Raw genomic sequence first — 19,659 nt, forward strand, 5'->3', positions numbered from 1 at the left:
GACGCGACCTTTCCGTTGGGATCTACTAACCCTTGCGGGACGCCTTTTCTTCCAATCCGGACATATTCGTCCGCTTGTCCAGCGCGGCCTCGACCTCCTCCAGCTTTACGCCGCGGGCCTTGAGCAGCACAAGGAAGTGATAGAGCAGGTCGGCACTTTCAGCGATCAGATGCGCGCGATCGTTTTCGACTGCTGCGATTACGGTTTCGACTGCCTCCTCGCCGAACTTCTTGGCACAATGCTCGGCGCCCTTGTCCAGGAGCTTGCGGGTATAGGACGCCTCGCCGCCGGCCGCCGCGCGGGCGTCGATGGTGTCGGCCAGATCGTGGATCGTGAAACGCGACATCGGAATTACTCGAACAACACACAAGGCCACGGAGGCCATTCCCCGCAGGCCTATGTAGCATTTTTATGAACGGGAGTCGTCAGGCATCGAGGCGCATGGCCAGTCCGCGCCGGGCCATGTGCTCCTTGGCTTCGCGAATGGTGAATTCCCCGAAATGGAAGATCGAGGCGGCCAGCACAGCCGTGGCGTGGCCGTCGCGGATCCCGTCGACGAGATGATCGAGATTGCCGACGCCGCCCGAGGCGATCACGGGAACGGGAACGCTGTCGGCGATCGCCCGGGTCAGCGGGATGTCGAAGCCCTGCCGGGTGCCGTCGCGGTCCATGGAGGTGAGCAGGATTTCACCAGCACCGAGCGAAACCACTTCCTGGGCATATTCGATGGCATCGATGCCGGTCGAGTTGCGCCCGCCATGGGTGAAGATCTCCCAGCGGTCGCCGCCCGGACGCTTGACCCGCTTGGCGTCGATCGCGACCACCACGCACTGTTCGCCGAATTTCTCGGCGGCTTCCTTGACGAACTCGCGGCGCGACACCGCCGCGCTGTTGATCGAGACCTTGTCGGCGCCGGCGCGCAGCAGCGTCTTGATGTCGTCAACCTTGCGCACGCCGCCACCGACGGTCACGGGCATGAAGCAGGCCTCCGCCGTACGCCGGACCACGTCCAGCATGATGCCGCGGTTCTCGTGGGTCGCGGTGATGTCGAGGAAGGTGAGCTCGTCGGCACCGGCGGCGTCATAGGCGATCGCGGCTTCGACGGGATCGCCGGCATCGCGCAGGTCGACGAAGTTGATGCCCTTGACGACCCGGCCGTCCTTGACGTCGAGGCAGGGGATCACGCGCACCTTGAACATGTGTCAGCTCCTAGGCGGCGCGCGCGTTGCGGATCAAGGTGAGGGCGGCGGCGGGATCGAGCCGGCCATCGTAAAGCGCGCGGCCGGCGATCGCGCCGGCGAGCTTCCTGGCGCGCGGCGTCAGCATTGCCTTGACGTCCTCGATCGAGGCGAGGCCGCCGGAGGCGATCACGGGAATCGAGATCGCATCCGCCAGCGCGATGGTCGCATCGAGATTGAGGCCCTTGAGCAAGCCATCGCGCGCGATGTCGGTGAAGATGATGGCGGCGACGCCGGCATCCTCGAAACGCTTTGCGATCTCCAGCACCGTCACCTGCGAGGTCTCGGCCCAGCCTTCGACGGCGACCTTGCCGTCGCGGGCATCGAGCCCGACCGCGACGCGGCCGGGGAATTTCCTTGCAGCCGCCTTCACCAGTTCAGGGTCGCGCACCGCGGCGGTGCCGATGATGACGCGGGTGATGCCCTTGTCGAGCCAGGCTTCGACGGTCGCGAGATCGCGAATGCCGCCGCCGAGCTGCACCGGGATCTTGATCGTCTTGAGCATCGCCTCGACCGCCTGCGCATTCACCGGCTTGCCGGCAAAGGCGCCGTCGAGATCGACGACGTGGAGATACTCGAAGCCCTGTTCGACAAAGCTCTGCGCCTGGGCGGCGGGATTGAGGTTGAACACGGTCGCGCGCGCCATGTCGCCTTGCTCGAGGCGAACGCATTGGCCGTTCTTGAGGTCGATCGCGGGAAAGAGAATCACGGTTTCCATCGCAAAAAGTTCGAGATCAGGGCCAAGCCGAAACGCTGGCTCTTCTCGGGGTGGAATTGGGTGCCGATGGCGGTGTCCTTCGCGACGATCGCGGTGACGGGTCCACCGTAATCGGCGCGCGCAAGCACATCCGCTTCGTTGGCGGCATTGAGGTGGTAGGAGTGCACGAAATAGGCGTGCTGGCCCTTGGGGCCGAGCGGCAGCTTGTCCAGCACCGGATGCTCCTGCAGCAGGTCCAGCGTGTTCCAGCCCATGTGCGGGATCTTCAGGCTCTCGTCGCGCGGCATGATCTTCTCGACGTCGCCGCCGACCCAGTTCAGGCCTTCGGTGATGACATGTTCCTTGCCGCGGCTCGCCATCAGCTGCATGCCGACGCAAATACCAAAGAAGGGCCGCGCCTTGACGCGCACCGCTTCGGTGATCGCCTCGACCATGCCGTTGACGGCATCGAGCCCGCGCCGGCAATCGGCGAAGGCGCCGACACCCGGCAGCACCAGACGGTCGGCGCCATAGGCCTGATCCGGATCGCTGGTGACGAAGACCTTTTGCGGAATCTCCAGGCTGCGCGCGGCGCGCTCGAACGCCTTGGCGGCGGAATGCAGATTGCCTGAACCGTAATCGATGATGGCGACGCTCATCTTGACCCTCCCGGTTCCGGAAACAATCCAATGATGCCGCCCGACGGCAGCGGTGGCGGATTTGAGAATTGCTGACCCGGCACGTTGCGGGTTGGCGGCGGGCCGCCGCGATCGACGGCCCATTGATCGTTGACGATGCCGTGCTGCTTCTGGCTCCAGCGCTCGAAGAACCGCCGCTCGGCGGTGTCCTCGTCGTCGGAGATGACGACGTCGAGCTGGCGCCACTTGCCGCGCGACAGCGTCCAGCGGCGCAGGCTCGAGGCCTCGAAGCCCATCAGCACCGCGACGATCATATTGGCCAGGAAGATCGAGCTGCGGCCGACGCCGAGGCTATGCAGCCCTGCATCGAAGGCAGCCAGGAAAATCACCCAGCCGATCAGCGCCAGCCAGAGCCTGTTCCAGAGCAGCCAAAACGGGCCCAAAACCATCGCCCAGAAATGAAAGCCGTCGCGCACGAAGACGAACTTGTCGGTCGCGCGCAGATCGGCTCCGGCAGGGGAGGGAGCATGAACTGTGTAGACAGGCATGGTGATGCCCCGTTCCTAGGAATTCAGTGATACCGCAAGCGGCGCGTGCCGCGGGCCGAAAGACGTCAGCCGCCGAGCGAACCCTTGGTGGACGGGATTTCGCCCACGGCCTTCGGATCGATCGCGACGGCAGTGCGCAGCGCCCGCGCCAGGCCCTTGAAGCAGGACTCGGCGATATGGTGGCTGTTATCGCCATATAGGGTCTCGACGTGCAGAGTCACGCCGGCGTTCATGGCGAAGGCCTGGAACCACTCGCGTACCAGATCGGTATCGAACTCGCCGATCTTGTCGCGGGGGAAGTCGGCCTTGAACACCAGGAACGGACGGCCCGAGATGTCGATGACCACGCGCGACAGCGTCTCGTCCATGGGCATGTGCACGCCGGCATAGCGGGTGATACCCGCCATGTTGCCGAGCGCCTGCTTGACCGCCTGGCCGAGCGCGATGCCGGTGTCTTCGGTGGTATGGTGATGATCAATGTGCAAGTCGCCAACCGCCTTGACCGTGAGATCGATGCGGGAATGGCGGGCGAGGAGATCGAGCATATGGTCGAAAAAGCCGATGCCGGTCGCGATATTGGCCACGCCGGTGCCATCGAGGTTCACGGTGACCTCGATGTCGGTTTCCTTGGTCTTGCGCTTGATCGTCGCGGTGCGCATTGAAAAGCGGTTTCCATTTTGACTTTGAGCATGATCTTGTCGGAAAACCGGTAGCCACTTTCCCGGATCATGCTCTTTTGGACCGAAAACGGCGGTCTTTTAACAGCCAAATGACGCCTTCGCTACTGCGGGAACGGCTGGCCGGGCCTCTACTTCTGCCTATGGTGAGCGAAATGGGCCCGGACCGGCCCGTTGTACGGTCGGTCCCGACCGCCTAAATCAGATCCGACAACGAGGTATTTGATGCAGGATTCCCAGAACAGCGCGCCGGGCTGGCACGGCACCACGATTTTGACGGTCCGGAAGGGCGGCAAGGTGGTGGTCGGCGGCGACGGCCAGGTCTCGATCGGCCAGACCGTGATCAAGTCCAACGCCAAGAAGGTGCGAAAACTCGGCAAGGGCGACGTCATCGGCGGCTTTGCCGGCGCCACGGCTGACGCTTTCACGCTCTTTGAACGGCTGGAATCCAAGCTCGAGCAGTATCCGGGGCAGCTGACCCGGGCTGCGGTCGAGCTCGCCAAGGACTGGCGGACCGACCGCTATCTGCGGCGGCTGGAGGCCATGATGATCGTGGCCGACAAGGACGTCTCCCTGGTGCTGACAGGCACCGGCGACGTGTTGGAGCCCGAGGCCGGGGTCATGGCGATCGGCTCCGGCGGCAACTACGCCCTGGCTGCCGCGCGGGCGCTGCTCGACACCGACAAGGATGCCGAGACCATCGTCCGCCGCTCCCTCGATATCGCCGCCGACATCTGCGTCTACACCAACCGCAATCTGACCATCGAAAGCCTGGCGACCGGCTAGGCCAGACCGGACAGGACATGGCGCCCGCCTACAGCTTCCGCCCGATGAGCCCGGCCGATTTGCCGCTGATCCGGCGGTGGCTCGGCGAGGCGCATGTGCGGGAATGGTGGGGCGATCCGGACGAGCAGTTTGCGCTCGTGAGCGGCGATCTCGATGAGCCCGCGATGGACCAGTTCATCGTGTTGGCTGGCACCCACCCGTTCGGCTATCTTCAATGCTATCGCCTGACAGCCTGGAATACCGGCTTTGGGCCGCAACCGGAGGGCACCCGTGGGATCGACCAGTTCATCGGCGAAAGCGATATGATCGCGCGCGGCCACGGCTCCGCATTCATCCGTCAGTTCGTCGACGGCCAGTTGCGGCAGGGCCTGCCGCGCATCGTCACCGATCCCGATCCGCTCAACGCACGCGCCTTGCGCGCCTATGAGAAGGCCGGCTTCGTCCGCGACCGCATGGTCGAGACGCCGGACGGGACGGCGCTGCTGATGGTGCGCGAGCCGTGACGCTGACCAGCACGCACGAGAGCAAGGTCGCCGTACCGCCATTCGCCTGGGTCGGCGTCGCACTGCTGCTGCTGGCGCTGCAGGCCTCGATCCTGTTCGCGATGGGGCGGGTGCCGATCTGCACCTGCGGCACCATCAAGCTGTGGCACGGCGTGGTGAACAGCTCGGAGAATTCGCAGCAGATCGCCGACTGGTACAGCTTCTCGCACGTCCTCCACGGCTTCCTGTTCTACGGATTGACCTGGCTGCTGTTCGCACGCCTGCCCTCGCTGCTGTCTCTTCCAAGTTTATCCTGGCCGGCGCGGCTGATCATCGCGATGCTGATCGAAGGCGCCTGGGAGATCGTCGAGAACTCTCCCTTCATCATCGAGCGCTACCGCGCGGGCACGATCTCGCTGGATTATTACGGCGACAGCATCGTCAATTCGGTCTCGGACACGCTGTTCATGATGCTGGGGTTCCTCGCCGCGCGCGTGCTGCCTGTGCCCGTGACCGTCCTGCTCGGCCTCGCCTTCGAAATCATGCTGGCGCTTCACATTCGCGACAATCTGACGCTCAATATCCTGATGCTGATCCATCCGATCGACGCCGTGAAACAATGGCAATCGGGTCCGCCCATCATCTGACGTAAAATGCGGCTTGTCCCGACCCGCATCTGATCCTAGCTAAGGTCCCATGACAGACTTCTCCCCCCGCGAAATCGTTTCCGAACTCGACCGTTTCATCGTCGGCCAGGCCGATGCCAAGCGCGCCGTCTCGATCGCGCTGCGCAATCGCTGGCGCCGGCAGCAGCTCTCCGGCTCCTTGCGCGAAGAGGTGCTGCCGAAGAACATCTTGATGATCGGCCCCACCGGCGTCGGCAAGACGGAGATCGCGCGACGGCTCGCCAAGCTCGCGAACGCGCCATTCCTCAAGGTGGAAGCGACGAAATTCACCGAGGTCGGCTATGTCGGCCGCGACGTCGAGCAGATCGTGCGCGATCTCGTCGAGGTCGCGATCGCCCAGGTGCGCGAGCGCAAGCGCAAGGACGTGCAGGCGCGCGCGCAGCTCGCCGCCGAGGAGCGGGTGCTCGACGCGCTGGTCGGCGCCAATTCCAGCCAGGCAACGCGCGAATCGTTCCGCAAGAAGCTGCGCGCCGGCGAGCTCAACGACAAGGAAATCGAGATCGAGACGCAGTCCTCGGGCGGCGGCATGCCGATGTTCGAGATCCCGGGCATGCCTGGCGCGCAGATGGGTGCGGTGTCGCTCGGCGACATCTTCGGCAAGCTGGGCGGCCGCAGCAAGACGCGGCGCCTGACGGTGGAGAACTCGCACGAGATCCTCGTCAATGAAGAGTCCGACAAGCTGCTGGACACTGACCAGCTCACGCTGGAGGCGATCAGCGCGGTCGAGAACAACGGCATCGTGTTCCTGGACGAGATCGACAAGATCTGCGCGCGCGACGGCCGGGTCGGCGGCGACGTCTCGCGCGAGGGCGTGCAGCGTGACCTGTTGCCGTTGATCGAAGGCACCACGGTCTCGACCAAGCACGGCACGGTGAAGACCGATCACATCCTGTTCATCGCGTCCGGCGCCTTCCACGTCGCGAAGCCGTCCGACCTGTTGCCGGAATTGCAGGGCCGCCTGCCGATCCGCGTCGAACTTCAGGCCCTGACCCGCGACGACATGCGCCGCATCCTGACCGAGCCCGAGGCCTCGCTGATCAAGCAGTATGTCGCGTTGCTGCAGACCGAGGGCGTGACGCTCGACATCACCGCCGACGCCATCGACGCGCTCGCCGACGTCGCGGTCGCCGTCAATTCCACCGTCGAGAACATCGGCGCGCGGCGGCTCCAGACGGTGATGGAACGGGTGCTGGACGAAATCTCCTTCACCGCCCCCGATCGCAGCGGCGAGACCGTCAAGGTCGATGCGGATTTCGTGCAGAAGCACGTCGGCGACCTCGCCAAGAACGCGGATCTGAGCCGGTTCATTTTGTAATTCGGCGCTGCCGCGCTATTGATGCCGCTGTCGTCCCTGCAAAAGCAGGGACCCATAGCCACCAGCGGCTCTTGTTGAAACAGATGGCGACCACGATCCCGGCTCGAACGACTTCCTGTGGTTATGGGTCCCGGATCTGCGCTCGCTGGTCCGGGACGATGGCGGAGGTAGATCGCGTCAGTTCGGGTGCGGCGTGATCGCCCAGATTCAGCAAAATCCCTGGCGTCTCCTGCTCGCGATCAACGCGGCGGTCATCGCCGGCGTGTTCGTCCACAAGATCCAGCTGCCGCCTTACGTCCCCTACATCCACCTCCTCGTCGACTACCATTTCGGCTTCATCAAGCGCGCGCTGATCGGGGCGATCGTCGCGCTGTTCACGGACAAGGTGCCGGTCTGGCTGGTGTTTGCGCTCGGCGGGGCGACGTGGCTGGTGACGCTGGGGCTGTACGCCAGATTATTTCAGAAGACGTTCGGCTTCACCGCGAAGACGTTGCCGCTGTTCGTCTTCATCGCGGGCTCGCCGGTCTTTCTCAAGAACTTCATGCACACGCTCGGCCATTTCGACATCTATGGCTGCGCACTCGCGATCATCCTGCTGCTGATGCCGGCCGGCTCCTTGCTGTTCGTCGCAACGGCCGCGCTGTTCTCGATCGTCCTCGTGCTGATCCACCACATTCATCTGCTGATGTATGTGCCGACGATCATCACCATCGTCGTGATCAGGCACTACCTCGCGCATGGCACTACCAGAGCGAATGTCGCGTTCGGTTTGGTGGCATTGCTTGGCGTGAGCGCGCTGTTCTTCGCGGCGCAGTTTTTGGGAACGATGCCGATCCCCGAAGCGGATTTCGTTGCCTATCTGAAAACCCGGATGGTTGATCCGGCGCGGACCGACCTGCTGCAATTCGCCTACATCTGGTACCAGCCGCTGGCGAAGGAGGTTTCGGATACCTGGGGCCGCCTGCCCCACAACATCCTCGGCGTGCCGGTGTTTGCCCTGCTGATCTGGCTGCACACGCCACTCTGGCGCTATTTTGCCGGTCTGATCGGCGCGCTCGCGAACGACATGCACCGGCGCCTCGTCATCGCGGCGCTGATCGGTATCAGCCTCGCCTATCTCGTGATGTTCGCGATGGTGTTCGACTATTCGCGCTGGATCTCGAACTGGGCGGTCTGCCTGTTCCTGATCCTGCATGCGGTGAAGATGCTGCCGGCCAAATACAATGCACCGCTGATCGCGTCGGAGGATCGGAAGACGAATATCTTCGGCCTGATCCTCACATTGATCCCGCGCGTCGGAATCGTCCGGCCGTTCTAATACCTCGCCCGGCGTATCCGCACATAGAGCGCGCCCTCGCCGCCGTGGCCGATATGCGCCTCCTCGAAGCCGACGACGAAGGCGCGGAACTCCGGCAGGCTCAGCCATTCCGGCACCTGGCGGCGGAGCACGCCGCTTTCGCCGCCGCTCCGTCCCTTGCCGGTGATGACGAGCACGAAGGTCAGGCCGTCGTGATGGGCGCGGTGCAGGAAGCCGGTCAGGGCCCGATGGGCGCGAATCTGGGTCATGCCGTGCAGATCGAGCCGCGCCTCGATCTCGCTGCGGCCGCGCGACAATTTTGTGCGCTCGCGCTTGCCCAGCGGTGCCAGCGGCGGCATGGCCGGCTTTGCGACGCGCACAGCCGGCGCATCAGCGATCGGCCGTGGCGATGGCGCAGATCGCGTGGCCGGCGCTGCCGGTGAAGGCTCGATGCGCGGCGGGGGATGCGTCTTTGCCGCGCGATGCTTCCGCAGCGGCTTGACCTGTTTTGCGACCGCATCCCACAGCGCGCGCTCCTCCTCGCTCAGCGCGCGGCGGCGCGGCGAGGGACGAGGCTCCAGCACGGGCGGACGGGACGATCGCTTCATTGCTGCCGATGGGGACGATTCTTGACCGGCCGCCGGGGCTCCTGAACGGGCTCTATCAGGGGACGCGGCATCGGCAACGGGACCGGATTGGCAACGGCAACTGTCTCACCTTTGCCTTGTGCCACGGCTGCGGCTGGCGCCGCCGGCTTGGTCTGATCCTTGGCGGAATCCTTGGCCGGTTCGGTCTGCGGAAACAGCTTTGCGATCTTCTCCGAGGGACGCGGGTCCGGCACCGGCAATTTCGCGGCGCGCACCGTGGGATCGAGGCCCTTCGGGACCAACATGACGAAGTGCATGGGATGGCGCAGCCGTCCCGAGACGCGGCCGGCATCCGCGCCGGCGCCGAAATAGAGATCGGCGCGCGCGGGGCCGATGATGGCCGAGCCGGTGTCCTGCGCGATCATCAGCCGGTGGAACGGCGTCTTGGAGCGTTCGGAATCGATCGGCAGCTCGCCCTCGATGAAGAACGGCGTGCCGTAGACGTGCAGCGCCTTGTCGACCGCGATCGAGCGGCCGGCGGTCAGCGGAATGCCCTGCGCACCTACCGCTTCTTCCTTGTCGGACAGGTTGACCTCGCGGAAGAAGATGTAGGAGCGGTTCTGGCGGCGCAGATCCTTGGCACCATCGGGGTTCTGCGCCATCCACTCCCTGATCTTCTGCATCGACATCTCCTCCTTCGGAATGATGCCGCGCTCGATCAGGACACGGCCGACGGCCGTGTAGGGATAGCCGTTATAGGCGTCGTAATTCAGCCGGACCGTGCCGCCGTCGTCGAATTTGATCCGCGCCGAGCCCTGGATCTGGGCGAACAGCAGATCGGTCGGGTCCTTCAGCCAGGCGATCTCCAGCCCGCGGCCGGCGATCTTGCCGTCCTCAATCTCGCCGCGATCGTAATAGGGCACCAGCTTGCGGCGGCCGATCTTGCGATAGACCGGGCCCTTGTTGGGCAGGCTGACCGAGTCCTGCTTGTAGCCGCGCACGAACAGGTTCGAGGGTCTGCGATAGACCGGAACGTTGTAGATTTCGGTCTGCGTCCGCGATCCCTCCAGCACCGGCTCGTAATAGCCGGTGACGAAACCGTCGGGCTCGCCGAGGCGCGAGATCCGCAGCGGCGCAAAATTCTGCTCGAAGAAGGTCCTGGCTTTGGCGTCGTCGGTGAGCTCGAGCGACTTGGCGGCTCGGCAGGGCTCGCTCAGCGAGCCGCCAAGCGCCTTCGGTTCGGCCGCACCGGTCTGCGCGTTGATCGTCCGGCAACTCGCGCGGAATGTCTTGTAGGCGGCCAGATGGTCGTCGTCGCTCCAGCCTTTCACGTCCGCCCAGGTCAGCGGCAGATATTGCGCACCGGGGATTTCGAACGGCAAAGGGAGTTGCGGATAGGGCAAGGCGCGCGGTGGTGCGGCGGCAAGTGCCGGGAGATGATGATGATGGCTGCGATAGTGACGGCGCGCCGCCTCGGCGCCGAGCGAAAACGACGACAGCACGACGGCACCCGCGCAAAGCGCCGTCGCGCTGTTCTTCAGGAAAGTCTTAATTCGCGCTTCCGGTGCCAACCAGCTTCCAGTTTGGATCGCGAGAGGTGATATCGCGGGCGAAGGTCCAGATGTCGGTGATGTCGGCGACCGTGTCCGCACTACCGTCGACGATATTGCCGCTCTTGTCGCGAGTGGCCGAGATCATCTGCGAGACGAATCGGATGGTGAGCTGAGCCGTGCGGTCGCGCAGCTCGGCGCCGACGAGCTCGGCCTTGTCGATCGAGACGAAACGCGTCTCGGTCTTCTGCTCGTTCTTCTCGCGTTCCTTGATGGCGGCGTCGAAGCTGTCATAGACCTCCGACGACAGCAGGTCGCGCAATGCGCGGCGGTCGCCATTGGCAAAGGCCAGCACGATCATCTCATAGGCGCCGCGGGCGCCCGAGATGAAATGGCGCGGATCGAAGGTGGAATCCTTGTCGACGATGGCGTCGAGACCCTGGGCGAGCGCGGTGCCCGGCTCGGTCAGGCCCTTCCAGCGGTCGGAGGGCAGGGCGGGCTCGGCGGTCGGCGCCAGCGGGGCCTGATCGATCACCTTGCCCGGCATGGTCACGACGTTCTTGTCCTGGGCGCCCCCCAGCGCGTTGCGGGCGGCGGTGCGGTCGAACGGCGGCCGCTCGTTACCCGTCCGCTGTCCCAGCACGCTGCGCAGTCTCAGAAAGATGAAGACCGCCAGCGCCAGGAAGATGATGGTGTAGATGTCCACGTGGTATCCGCTTTCTGGTCTTTGCTAAGAGGGGCCGTCTCGGGGTCGTCGCCGGGAAAATCAATCCGGCCAGTAGACCGTTCCATACGGGAACGGCAAGTCTACATCACCATTTTAGGTCCGCGCGTCTGGTCCTCGGGATGTAGGCACGAAATCTTGCCCGGCCAATGGCGCCTTTTGGCACAGCGCGGAGTGTAGCGCGTTTTATGCTTAAGGGGAAACCCGATCCTGCCCGGAAATCGCGCATCTTCAATCGTTTAACGCGCGATTTCGTCAGGAGGGCCGGGTGAACGTCACAATTGCGGGCGCGGCCCGGATACCCGATCAGGGACCGTTCGTCCTTGTGGAGTGAGGCGGCCCTATGTTAGCCAACCGCCGCGAAATTCAGCCCCAATCGGGTAAGGAGAGACTCTCATGACCAACGGCAACGGCACCCCTCCCGAGGCGGCCCAGGCTCCCCAGCTCAACGTTCTGGCGCAATATATCAAGGACCTTTCGTTCGAGAATCCGAACGCGCCGACCTCGCTCCAGCAGCAGGGCCAGCCGCCCCAGATCAACATCCAGATCAACGTCAACGCCATCAATCTCAGCGAAACCGAGTTCGAGGTGACGCTGTCGGTCGAGGGCAAGGCCGAGACCGCCGGTAAGATCATGTTCTCGTTCGAGCTCGCCTATGCCGGCGTGTTCCGCATCACCAACGTGCCGAAGGAGAACCTGCATCCGCTGGTCATGATCGAATGCCCGCGTCTGCTGTTCCCGTTCGCCCGCGAGATCATCGCGACCGCCGTGCGCGACGGCGGGTTCCCGCCCCTGATGCTGGATCCGGTCGACTTCGTCGGTCTCTATCGTCAGAACATGGAGCGGCAAATGGCCGCTCAGCAGACAAGCGGTCAGGCCTGACCAGGCGGAGAGGCGGCTGGAGCGGGCAGGAACTCGTTCCAGATCGCCTTGTCGCCGAGCGTTGCGATGAAGGCCCGATGGGCCTCGCGCTCGGCATCGGAAATCCGCGGCGCGAGCGGCACGGTCCGCTGCCGCCGCGGCGCATCGCCAGCCGCATGGACGCGAATGTCCTCGCCTTCCGAAGCGAGGAGCAACTGCGATTGTCGCGCCCCGACCAGATCGACATAAACTTCGGCCAGGAGTTCGGCGTCGAGCAGCGCGCCGTGCTTGGTACGGTGTGAATTGTCGATCGAATAGCGCGAGCAGAGATCGTCGAGCCGGTTCGACACGCCCGGATGCTTGCGCCGCGCCAGCAGCAGCGTATCGACCAGCCGCTCGCGCGGGATCGCGACGCGTTTGACCTTGTCGAGCTCGGCGTTGATGAAGCCGATGTCGAACGAAGCGTTGTGGATCACCAGCGGCGCATCGCCGATGAACTCCAGAAACGCATCGACGACCTCGTGGAACAGCGGCTTGGTCGACAGGAACTCAGCCGACAGCCCGTGCACCGCAAAGGCTTCCGCCGGCATGTCCCGTTCGGGATTGATATAGACATGATACGTCTGGCCCGTCGGCATGCGGTTGAAAATCTCGACGCAGCCGATTTCGACCAGGCGATCGCCGCGGAGCGGATCGAGGCCGGTGGTTTCGGTGTCGAGAACGATTTCACGCATGATCAAGAGGCCGTGTGAGGCAGCGAATCAGCCTCGCCGCTGCGGCATCTTAACGACCTCGGCCAGAATGTGCGTGATTTGGGCGCGCACGGGTTCAAGTCCGTGTGACGTATCCACTACGAAATCGGCCCGCTTGCGCTTCTCGGCATCCGGCGTCTGCTTGGCAATGATCGCGTCGAGCTTGGCCTCGTCCATCGTGCCGCGCTCCAGCACACGCTTGCGCTGGAGTTCCGGCGAGGTCGACACCACGACGACGGCATCGACCCGCTTCTCGCCGCCGGTTTCGAACAGCAGCGGGATATCCAGGACCACAACGGGCGCCTTGGCTGCTTCCGCATCGGCGAAGAATTTTTGCCGGGAGGCGCCGAGCATCGGATGAACGATCTGCTCGAGCTGCTTGATCGCGGCCGGATCATGCACGACGCGCGCGGACAGTTTTGGGCGATCGACCTTGCCGTTCGCGGTAGTGCCGGGGAAGGCGGCCTCGATCGCGGGCGCGGCCTCGCCCTCATAGAGCTGATGGACGGCAGCATCGGCGTCGTAGACGGGAACGCCGGCCTCCGCGAACAATTTCGCGGTGGTGGATTTTCCCATCCCGATCGAGCCGGTCAGTCCAAGGATCCGCATCAGCACGCAGCCATCTCTGTCATTCACACTGCAACTAGCCGTTCGCGCCGCAGGAACGCAAGCAACGGCAGCAGCGGCAGGCCGAGAATGGTGAAATGGTCACCCTCGATGCGCTCGAACAGATGGCTGCCGAGGCCTTCGAGCTGATAGGCGCCGACGCTGGTCGTCACCGCATCGCCGGCAGCGTCGAGATAGGCGGAAAGCTCCGTCTCGGTCATCGGCCGCATGGTCATGCGGGCCACCGAAACATCCTCGAAAACGATCTTGCCATCTCGCGCCACGGCCACCGCGGAATTCAGCGCGTGGCTTTTGCCGGCGAGGTCGAACAATTGCGCCATCGCCTGTGCGCGGCCTGCGGGCTTGTTGAAGAGACGCTCGCCGAGAGCCAGGGTCTGGTCGGCACCGATCACATAGCTCCCCGGATGACTGGCCGAGACCGCCTTGGCCTTCTCACGCGCCAGCAGCAGGGCGATGGCATGCGGGTCTGAAAGCTTGGAGGCGGCCTGAATGCCGCGCTCGTCGATATCGGCCGTAATCGCCTTGAACTCCAGTCCGGCACTGGCCAGCAGCATCTTTCGCGCGCTGCTCTGCGAGGCCAGTATCAACGGAGTTTCGCCGCGCCAGAGAGACATCGCCGAAACTATCCCGTAGGCCGGTTGCGCTGGCGGTCGCTGTAGAGCTTCATGATCGCCGCGGCGGTTTCCTCGATAGATCGCCGCGTGACGTCGAGCAGCGGCCAATCGTGCTTGGCGCTCAGCTTGCGCGCGAACGCGACCTCCTCGGTAACCGACTGCCTGTCTGTATAGGTCTCACTGCCGGACTCCGCGCCCATGGAAAGCAGGCGGTTCTGGCGGATCTGGATCAGGCGTTCCGGCGTCGCATGCAGGCTCACCACCAGCGGCCGCGTCAGGGTCTCCAACTGTGACGGCACCGGAATGCCCGGAACCAATGGCACGTTGGCGGTGCGGATGCCGCGATTGGCCAGATAGATCGACGTCGGTGTCTTGGAGGTACGTGAGACACCGACGAGCACCACGTCGGCATCGTCGAGACCTTCGACATGCTGGCCGTCGTCGTGGATCATCGTGTAGTTCAGCGCGTCAATGCGCTTGAAATATTCCGCGTTGAGGACGTGCTGGGCGCCGACGCGGCCGGTGGTCGCGGCACCGAGATAGGCTTCGAACAACTGCATCACCGGGCCGATGATCGACAGGCTCGGAACGTTGATCTGCTTGCACTTGTCCTCGAGCCTGGAGACCAGATCCTTCTCCAGCAGCGTGAACAGCACGATCCCCGGCGCCTCCTCGATCTCGTCGAGCACGCGGTCGAGCTGCTTCTGGCTGCGCACCAGGGGATAGACATGCTCGACCGGGGTGACGTTGGCGTACTGCGCCGCGACGGCGCGCGCGACGGTGATCAGCGTCTCTCCGGTGGAGTCGGAGACCAGGTGGAGATGGAAATAATTGTTCGAGGTCGGCACAAAAGCCCTTTGTATGGAGGCGGTGTGGTTTGTGGATTTCTGTGGACCTTAACCCCTCGGAAAGGCTTGCGCGACACCAGGGGCGGGACAAGTGCCAATTTTCTTCACACCGCTGTCCATCGGAACAAGTTCGGCGCCCTGCCGAGAGGGGAACGGGATTGCGCGGACAACCCCTTTGATAAGCTGCCGACAGAAACGCGCAAGCCTTTGAAGCTGGCCGACTTATCGGAAGCCGCCGGAAGCGCCAGGGATATGTTGATGGATGTGAACAAGCGCGCGTGAACGTGCGGACGGAATTGTGTGAGTCCAATTCACGGTCACATAGACTCAAACCTTAAGAATCTAAGATTCTAGATTTGAGGAAGGCTCTATGGACGGATAAGTGTGCAGGGTGAGACCTTAACGAGTTCTTACTATCCCCAGCGTTCCCTGCGCTGGACAGAAAGCCGGGCGCAGAAAATGTTCGAAGACGTCTATCTCTGGATCAAGGCGCTGCATGTGATCGCCGTCATCTCCTGGATGGCGGGCATGCTCTATCTGCCGCGGCTGTTCGTTTATCACTCCGAGGCCGAGATCGGCTCGAAGCAGTCGGAAACGTTCAAGGTGATGGAACGCCGGCTGCTCAAGGCGATTATCAACCCCGCCATGATCGTCACATGGCTTGCCGGGCTCTATCTCGCCTGGTCCGGCCACTGGTTCTCGTTCGGCTGGCTGCATGTAAAACTGGCACTGGTCCTGGCGATGTCCGGGGTCCACGGCTTTTTTTCACGCTGGTGCAAGGATTTCGCCGCCGACCGGCGTCCTCGCAGCCAGAAATTCTATCGAATTATCAACGAGGTGCCGACTGTGCTGATGATTTTGATCGTCATCATGGTGATCGTGAAGCCGTTCTAGGCAAGGCTTGCGAAGAATCGCTCAGCGCTTCGGCTTGCGCAGTGGGGAGCGATTTTCTATATTAGCAATATCCCACCCAACGCAGGCGGATGTGGTTTTGTCTGAGCTTTCCAGAGGCCGGACACCGCATCAGGTTTGAAGCCTCATCGGCACTCTCCTTGCCAGACCTGCGGACCTTACCTTCTCACGTCCGCATTTCCGAGCCTCCTCGCACCCCTCCCAAGGTTACCCCACAGGACCACCCCAATGCGGGAAATTAAACTCCAGGACCTCAAGTCGAAGACGCCGGCCGAGCTCGTCTCGTTCGCGGAAGAGAACGGGGTCGAGAATGCCAGCACCATGCGCAAGCAGGAACTGCTGTTTGCCATCCTCAAGCAGCTTGCGCTCGCCGAAACCGACATCGTCGGCGAGGGCGTCGTCGAGGTGCTCTCCGACGGCTTCGGCTTCCTCCGCTCGCCCGATGCGAATTATCTGCCGGGCCCGGACGACATCTACGTTTCGCCCTCGCAGATCCGCCGTTTCGGCCTGCGCACCGGCGACACCATCGAAGGCCACATTCGCAGCCCGAAAGAGGGCGAGCGCTATTTCGCGCTGCTGAAGGTCAACACGCTCAATTTCGAGGACCCGGAAAAGGCCAAGCACAAGGTCAATTTCGACAACCTCACGCCGCTGTTTCCGAATCAGCGTTTCCGCATGGAAATCGACGATCCGACGCGGAAAGACCTTTCTGCAAGGGTGATCGACATCGTCGCGCCGATCGGCAAGGGCCAGCGCGCGCTGATCGTCGCGCCGCCGCGTACGGGTAAAACCGTGCTGATGCAGAACATCGCGCATTCGATCACGCACAATCATCCGGAATGCTATCTGATCGTGCTTCTGATCGACGAGCGTCCGGAAGAAGTCACGGACATGCAGCGCTCGGTGAAGGGCGAGGTCGTGTCATCGACCTTCGACGAGCCGGCGGTGCGTCACGTCCAGGTCGCCGAGATGGTGATCGAGAAGGCAAAACGCCTGGTCGAGCACGGCCGCGACGTCGTGATTCTGCTCGATTCGATCACCCGCCTCGGCCGCGCCTACAACACCGTGGTGCCGTCATCCGGCAAGGTGCTGACCGGTGGCGTCGACGCCAACGCGCTCCAGCGCCCGAAGCGCTTCTTCGGTGCTGCCCGCAACATCGAGGAGGGCGGCTCGCTGACCATCATCGCGACCGCGCTGGTCGATACCGGCAGCCGCATGGACGAAGTCATCTTCGAAGAGTTCAAGGGCACCGGTAACTCCGAACTGATCCTGGACCGCAAGGTCTCGGACAAGCGCACCTTCCCGGCGATCGACATCTCGCGCTCCGGCACCCGCAAGGAGGAGCTCATCACCGATACGCAGGTGCTCAAGAAGATGTACGTGCTCCGCCGGATCCTCAATCCGATGGGCACGATGGACGCGATCGACTTCCTGCTCGACAAGCTGCGCTCGACCAAGAGCAATTCGGAGTTCTTCGACTCGATGAACACCTGAGTGCGGTGCAGCATGAGATCAGAGGGCGCCTTCGGGCGCCCTTTTTCTTTTTGTGCGGCCTTGCTGCGAAGAAGTGCAGCATGGCGATGGGACGAAGGGAAATCCGGGTCTCCCGGAAGCTGTTGATATATTTGCGCAATGCTTGACTTTGGCGGATTGGTCGATGCCTGAGCGCGGATGCTTCTGCAGCAAAATGCTGCACCGTATATTGCATCGCAATATAGCCGTTGCTGCGGGCCGGAGCGCAGCAAAAGGGGGTGGCGGCATCGCGAGAACGGGCCGTTTGCCTTTTCCCCGCCAGCCGGACAAATAGGCCATGCATCCGCGAGACCAGACCATCTTTGCGCTGTCGTCCGGCCGTGCGCCGAGCGCGATCGCTGTGGTGCGGGTTTCCGGATCGCAAGCGGGCCTCGTTCTGACAACGCTGGCGGAGAGGCAGCCGGCGCCGAGACAGGCCAGCCGCCGGCTGCTGCACGATGGCGCTGGCCTGCCGATCGACGACGCGGTCGTGCTCTGGTTTCCGGGGCCGGCCAGCGCGACCGGCGAAGACATCGCCGAATTTCACGTCCATGGCGGACGCGCGGTGCTGGCGGCACTCCTCGCCGCGATTTCTAATATTCCGAATACGCGCGCGGCCGAGCCCGGCGAGTTCACGCGGCGTGCGTTCGAGAACGGCAAGCTCGATCTCACCGAAGCCGAAGGCCTCGACGATCTCATCCATGCCGATACCGATCGCCAGCGCCGCCAGGCGCTGCGCCAGTTGCAGGGCCTGCTCGGCGATCGCGCGCGCGACTGGCGCGAGCGCATCATCGAGGCGTCGGCGCTGATCGAGGCCGGCATCGATTTTTCCGACGAGGGCGACGTGCCGGCCGAACTGAGAGCACCGGCGGTGAAGGCGATCAGAGCGCTGCATGACGAAATCACAGAAGTGCTTGCGGCACAGGGACATTCTGAACGCCTGCGCGACGGCCTGGTGGTTGCGATCGCGGGCGAGCCGAATGTCGGCAAGTCGACGCTGATCAATCAGCTGTCGCGCCGCGAGGTCGCGATCGTCTCGCCCTACGCCGGCACCACGCGTGACGTGATCGAGGTACAGCTCGATCTCGACGGCTATCCGGTCACGGTGATCGACACCGCTGGCATCCGGGAGACCGACGATCCCGTGGAGCAGGAAGGCGTGCGCCGGGCGCGAGCGCGCGCCGAAGACGCCGACCTCGTGCTGTGGCTGGTCGAGGGCGGGCGCGCTGCCGATCCGGGCGCGACGCAATCGCTGGTGAAGTCCGGCCCCGGGCGTGATCAATCGGGCGGCTCGATCTGGATCGTCCGCAACAAGATCGATCTGGGCGAGGCGGGGGACGTCGGGTCGGGCGTCGAGTTCGGGATCTCGGCAAGCCGGGGGGACGGCGTTCCCAATCTGATCGACGCTCTCGTGAAATTCGCCGCCGAGTTTTTCGGAACGACCGAGGGCGCTTTGGTGACCCGGGCCCGCCAGCGAGATCTGTTGCGCCGGGCCTCGGACAGCTTGCGCCGGAGCCTGGAGCTTGTAGAGGACGGCGAAGAGCTTGCGGCCGAAGAGTTGCGTGCCGCGGCCTACGCCTTGGGCCGGCTGTTGGGTCGGGTCGACGTCGAGGACGTTCTCGGGGCCATCTTCCAGAAATTCTGCATCGGAAAGTAGGACTAGTTCTTCATTGTAGAACTAGCGCTTATTCCAGTTCTTCCGCTTCACGTGAAACGAGGCTCATTTCGTAGCCCGGATGAAGCGAAGCGCAATCCGGGGACGGCTCCCCAGCCGGAACACCGTTCCCGGATTTCGCTGCGCTCCATCCGGGCTACAAGCTCGTCCCACTCCTTGCGTTTCACGTGAAACAGCAATGGGATGGGTTCCAAGCCGTTTCACGTGGGACAGGTGCCTGTGACCGGCCTGTTTCACGAGAAACCGCGGGGCGATTGGCTCGCCCAGCTTCAGCGGTTCATGTGCGCGATCTCGTATCGCGTTACGGGCCGCGACGGTTGTGGCCGGCGCTGGCCCCCCGATCTCGTCATTGCGAGGAGCCCTTGCGACGAAGCAATCCAGACTGCTTCTGCGGTGGGATTCTGGATTGCTTCCGCCTTCGCTGAAGCTTCGGTGGACAAGTCGTTCCGCTCGCAATGATGGTGTAGCCCGATCGCTTGTGCCGCTCTAGCCGCGTCCAGAGCCGTGCGAGATCTGGCCAGGAGTTCTCTCCCGCTTAGACCCATCTTGTTTCACGTGAAACAGCAGCGCGCTCAATGCCGATTCCACTGTGCATGGGGTTGTTTTCGCGAAAATACGCATCGCCCCTGGCCG

At 63.6% G+C, this 19,659-nt stretch carries 23 protein-coding genes; 10 read left to right on the plus strand and 13 right to left on the minus strand.

The genetic code is table 11. The annotated features are described in order from the left end of the window. Positions 1-25: 25 nt before the first annotated feature. From AB7008_RS01070 to hisB, 6 genes are all read right to left on the minus strand, one after another. On the minus strand, positions 26-346 hold the full coding sequence (locus AB7008_RS01070; RefSeq protein ID WP_028150153.1) for a phosphoribosyl-ATP diphosphatase: 321 nt from the start codon (positions 344-346) through the stop codon (positions 26-28). Positions 347-425: 79 nt separating this feature from the next. Then, positions 426-1,199 carry an imidazole glycerol phosphate synthase subunit HisF gene (gene hisF, locus AB7008_RS01075; RefSeq protein WP_441258298.1) on the minus strand — a complete coding sequence of 258 codons (774 nt, stop codon included), beginning with the start codon at positions 1,197-1,199 and terminating at the stop codon, positions 426-428. 10 nt (positions 1,200-1,209) lie between these two features. Then, positions 1,210-1,947 carry a 1-(5-phosphoribosyl)-5-[(5-phosphoribosylamino)methylideneamino]imidazole-4-carboxamide isomerase gene (gene hisA / locus AB7008_RS01080; protein ID WP_028169702.1) on the minus strand — a complete coding sequence of 246 codons (738 nt, stop codon included), beginning with the start codon at positions 1,945-1,947 and terminating at the stop codon, positions 1,210-1,212. Continuing rightward, positions 1,944-2,594: an imidazole glycerol phosphate synthase subunit HisH gene (gene hisH, locus AB7008_RS01085; RefSeq protein ID WP_028158710.1), complete on the minus strand. Its 651-nt coding sequence runs from the start codon at positions 2,592-2,594 to the stop codon at positions 1,944-1,946. Before hisH ends, hisA begins: the two co-directional genes overlap by 4 nt. After that, positions 2,591-3,121 (minus strand): DUF2628 domain-containing protein, encoded by a 531-nt coding sequence (locus AB7008_RS01090; RefSeq protein WP_304492249.1) that lies wholly within the window; start codon positions 3,119-3,121, stop codon positions 2,591-2,593. The genes hisH and AB7008_RS01090 overlap by 4 nt, the downstream gene beginning before the upstream one ends. A gap of 65 nt (positions 3,122-3,186) precedes the next feature. Beyond that, on the minus strand, positions 3,187-3,780 hold the full coding sequence (hisB, locus tag AB7008_RS01095; RefSeq protein WP_028158708.1) for an imidazoleglycerol-phosphate dehydratase HisB: 594 nt from the start codon (positions 3,778-3,780) through the stop codon (positions 3,187-3,189). A gap of 243 nt (positions 3,781-4,023) precedes the next feature. On the opposite strand from hisB, the gene hslV reads away from it, so the two are divergent. From hslV to AB7008_RS01120, 5 genes are all read left to right on the plus strand, one after another. Continuing rightward, positions 4,024-4,584: an ATP-dependent protease subunit HslV gene (gene hslV, locus AB7008_RS01100; RefSeq protein ID WP_014490807.1), complete on the plus strand. Its 561-nt coding sequence runs from the start codon at positions 4,024-4,026 to the stop codon at positions 4,582-4,584. 17 nt (positions 4,585-4,601) lie between these two features. Continuing rightward, positions 4,602-5,087 (plus strand): GNAT family N-acetyltransferase, encoded by a 486-nt coding sequence (locus tag AB7008_RS01105; protein ID WP_041957261.1) that lies wholly within the window; start codon positions 4,602-4,604, stop codon positions 5,085-5,087. Then, a complete protein-coding gene (locus tag AB7008_RS01110; RefSeq protein ID WP_028158706.1) occupies positions 5,084-5,713 on the plus strand; it encodes a DUF2585 domain-containing protein in 630 nt (209 codons plus the stop codon). The genes AB7008_RS01105 and AB7008_RS01110 overlap by 4 nt, the downstream gene beginning before the upstream one ends. Positions 5,714-5,762: 49 nt before the next feature. After that, positions 5,763-7,067, plus strand: coding sequence for an ATP-dependent protease ATPase subunit HslU (hslU, locus tag AB7008_RS01115; RefSeq protein ID WP_028158705.1), 1,305 nt, complete (start codon positions 5,763-5,765; stop codon positions 7,065-7,067). A gap of 193 nt (positions 7,068-7,260) precedes the next feature. Continuing rightward, positions 7,261-8,385: a hypothetical protein gene (locus tag AB7008_RS01120; protein WP_304492252.1), complete on the plus strand. Its 1,125-nt coding sequence runs from the start codon at positions 7,261-7,263 to the stop codon at positions 8,383-8,385. Here the strand turns inward: AB7008_RS01120 and AB7008_RS01125 are convergent. Genes AB7008_RS01125 through AB7008_RS01135 form a run of 3 tightly spaced genes read right to left on the minus strand, consistent with a single transcriptional unit; the run spans position 8,382 to position 11,207 of the window. Beyond that, positions 8,382-8,972 carry a Smr/MutS family protein gene (locus tag AB7008_RS01125; RefSeq protein ID WP_028158703.1) on the minus strand — a complete coding sequence of 197 codons (591 nt, stop codon included), beginning with the start codon at positions 8,970-8,972 and terminating at the stop codon, positions 8,382-8,384. The two genes, AB7008_RS01120 and AB7008_RS01125, sit on opposite strands and share 4 nt — an antisense overlap. Continuing rightward, complete coding sequence (mltA, locus tag AB7008_RS01130) at positions 8,969-10,522, minus strand: murein transglycosylase A (protein WP_304492253.1); 1,554 nt, start codon at positions 10,520-10,522, stop codon at positions 8,969-8,971. The genes AB7008_RS01125 and mltA overlap by 4 nt, the downstream gene beginning before the upstream one ends. Continuing rightward, positions 10,500-11,207 carry a Tim44/TimA family putative adaptor protein gene (locus tag AB7008_RS01135; RefSeq protein ID WP_304492254.1) on the minus strand — a complete coding sequence of 236 codons (708 nt, stop codon included), beginning with the start codon at positions 11,205-11,207 and terminating at the stop codon, positions 10,500-10,502. The genes mltA and AB7008_RS01135 overlap by 23 nt, the downstream gene beginning before the upstream one ends. Positions 11,208-11,621: 414 nt before the next feature. Between AB7008_RS01135 and secB the strand changes: the two genes are divergently transcribed. Continuing rightward, a complete protein-coding gene (gene secB / locus AB7008_RS01140) occupies positions 11,622-12,107 on the plus strand; it encodes a protein-export chaperone SecB (RefSeq protein WP_028158701.1) in 486 nt (161 codons plus the stop codon). Here secB and dnaQ read toward each other — a convergent pair. Genes dnaQ through AB7008_RS01160 form a run of 4 tightly spaced genes read right to left on the minus strand, consistent with a single transcriptional unit; the run spans position 12,098 to position 14,927 of the window. Then, the gene (gene dnaQ / locus AB7008_RS01145; RefSeq protein WP_304492255.1) at positions 12,098-12,820 is read right to left on the minus strand and encodes a DNA polymerase III subunit epsilon; all 723 of its coding nucleotides are present in this window, start codon (positions 12,818-12,820) and stop codon (positions 12,098-12,100) included. The genes secB and dnaQ overlap by 10 nt on opposite strands. Positions 12,821-12,847: 27 nt before the next feature. After that, on the minus strand, positions 12,848-13,447 hold the full coding sequence (coaE, locus tag AB7008_RS01150; RefSeq protein ID WP_028158700.1) for a dephospho-CoA kinase: 600 nt from the start codon (positions 13,445-13,447) through the stop codon (positions 12,848-12,850). A 23-nt stretch (positions 13,448-13,470) separates the two neighbouring features. Beyond that, positions 13,471-14,079, minus strand: coding sequence for a Maf family protein (locus tag AB7008_RS01155; RefSeq protein ID WP_441258299.1), 609 nt, complete (start codon positions 14,077-14,079; stop codon positions 13,471-13,473). Positions 14,080-14,087: 8 nt separating this feature from the next. Then, positions 14,088-14,927 (minus strand): pyruvate, water dikinase regulatory protein, encoded by an 840-nt coding sequence (locus AB7008_RS01160; protein ID WP_014490795.1) that lies wholly within the window; start codon positions 14,925-14,927, stop codon positions 14,088-14,090. 66 nt (positions 14,928-14,993) lie between these two features. Here AB7008_RS01160 and AB7008_RS01165 point away from each other — a divergent pair, with 66 nt between their 5' ends. The 4 genes from AB7008_RS01165 to mnmE all read left to right on the plus strand — a co-directional run bounded on the left by AB7008_RS01165 (position 14,994) and on the right by mnmE (position 19,008). Then, a complete protein-coding gene (locus AB7008_RS01165) occupies positions 14,994-15,209 on the plus strand; it encodes a hypothetical protein (protein WP_028158698.1) in 216 nt (71 codons plus the stop codon). 177 nt (positions 15,210-15,386) lie between these two features. Beyond that, positions 15,387-15,821: a protoporphyrinogen oxidase HemJ gene (gene hemJ, locus AB7008_RS01170; RefSeq protein ID WP_014490794.1), complete on the plus strand. Its 435-nt coding sequence runs from the start codon at positions 15,387-15,389 to the stop codon at positions 15,819-15,821. A gap of 246 nt (positions 15,822-16,067) precedes the next feature. Continuing rightward, the gene (rho, locus tag AB7008_RS01175) at positions 16,068-17,333 is read left to right on the plus strand and encodes a transcription termination factor Rho (protein ID WP_014490793.1); all 1,266 of its coding nucleotides are present in this window, start codon (positions 16,068-16,070) and stop codon (positions 17,331-17,333) included. A gap of 316 nt (positions 17,334-17,649) precedes the next feature. After that, positions 17,650-19,008 (plus strand): tRNA uridine-5-carboxymethylaminomethyl(34) synthesis GTPase MnmE, encoded by a 1,359-nt coding sequence (gene mnmE / locus AB7008_RS01180; RefSeq protein WP_441258300.1) that lies wholly within the window; start codon positions 17,650-17,652, stop codon positions 19,006-19,008. Positions 19,009-19,659: the final 651 nt, after the last annotated feature.

Origin of the sequence: Bradyrhizobium sp. 521_C7_N1_3, assembly GCF_052075975.1 — a bacterium.
GTDB lineage: Bacteria > Pseudomonadota > Alphaproteobacteria > Rhizobiales > Xanthobacteraceae > Bradyrhizobium > Bradyrhizobium japonicum.

What these genes read in the sequence shown, in the direction of transcription:
- hisH (WP_028158710.1), bottom strand. Translation starts at nt 2,594, where the DNA reads ATGAGCGTCGCCATCATCGATTACGGTTCAGGCAATCTGCATTCCGCC.
- hemJ (WP_014490794.1), top strand. Translation starts at nt 15,387, where the DNA reads ATGTTCGAAGACGTCTATCTCTGGATCAAGGCGCTGCATGTGATCGCC.
- hisB (WP_028158708.1), bottom strand. Translation starts at nt 3,780, where the DNA reads ATGCGCACCGCGACGATCAAGCGCAAGACCAAGGAAACCGACATCGAG.
- dnaQ (WP_304492255.1), bottom strand. Translation starts at nt 12,820, where the DNA reads ATGCGTGAAATCGTTCTCGACACCGAAACCACCGGCCTCGATCCGCTC.
- coaE (WP_028158700.1), bottom strand. Translation starts at nt 13,447, where the DNA reads ATGCGGATCCTTGGACTGACCGGCTCGATCGGGATGGGAAAATCCACC.
- AB7008_RS01070 (WP_028150153.1), bottom strand. Translation starts at nt 346, where the DNA reads ATGTCGCGTTTCACGATCCACGATCTGGCCGACACCATCGACGCCCGC.
- AB7008_RS01090 (WP_304492249.1), bottom strand. Translation starts at nt 3,121, where the DNA reads ATGCCTGTCTACACAGTTCATGCTCCCTCCCCTGCCGGAGCCGATCTG.
- secB (WP_028158701.1), top strand. Translation starts at nt 11,622, where the DNA reads ATGACCAACGGCAACGGCACCCCTCCCGAGGCGGCCCAGGCTCCCCAG.
- hslU (WP_028158705.1), top strand. Translation starts at nt 5,763, where the DNA reads ATGACAGACTTCTCCCCCCGCGAAATCGTTTCCGAACTCGACCGTTTC.
- hisF (WP_441258298.1), bottom strand. Translation starts at nt 1,199, where the DNA reads ATGTTCAAGGTGCGCGTGATCCCCTGCCTCGACGTCAAGGACGGCCGG.
- mnmE (WP_441258300.1), top strand. Translation starts at nt 17,650, where the DNA reads ATGCATCCGCGAGACCAGACCATCTTTGCGCTGTCGTCCGGCCGTGCG.
- AB7008_RS01105 (WP_041957261.1), top strand. Translation starts at nt 4,602, where the DNA reads ATGGCGCCCGCCTACAGCTTCCGCCCGATGAGCCCGGCCGATTTGCCG.
- hslV (WP_014490807.1), top strand. Translation starts at nt 4,024, where the DNA reads ATGCAGGATTCCCAGAACAGCGCGCCGGGCTGGCACGGCACCACGATT.
- AB7008_RS01155 (WP_441258299.1), bottom strand. Translation starts at nt 14,079, where the DNA reads ATGTCTCTCTGGCGCGGCGAAACTCCGTTGATACTGGCCTCGCAGAGC.
- AB7008_RS01125 (WP_028158703.1), bottom strand. Translation starts at nt 8,972, where the DNA reads ATGAAGCGATCGTCCCGTCCGCCCGTGCTGGAGCCTCGTCCCTCGCCG.
- rho (WP_014490793.1), top strand. Translation starts at nt 16,068, where the DNA reads ATGCGGGAAATTAAACTCCAGGACCTCAAGTCGAAGACGCCGGCCGAG.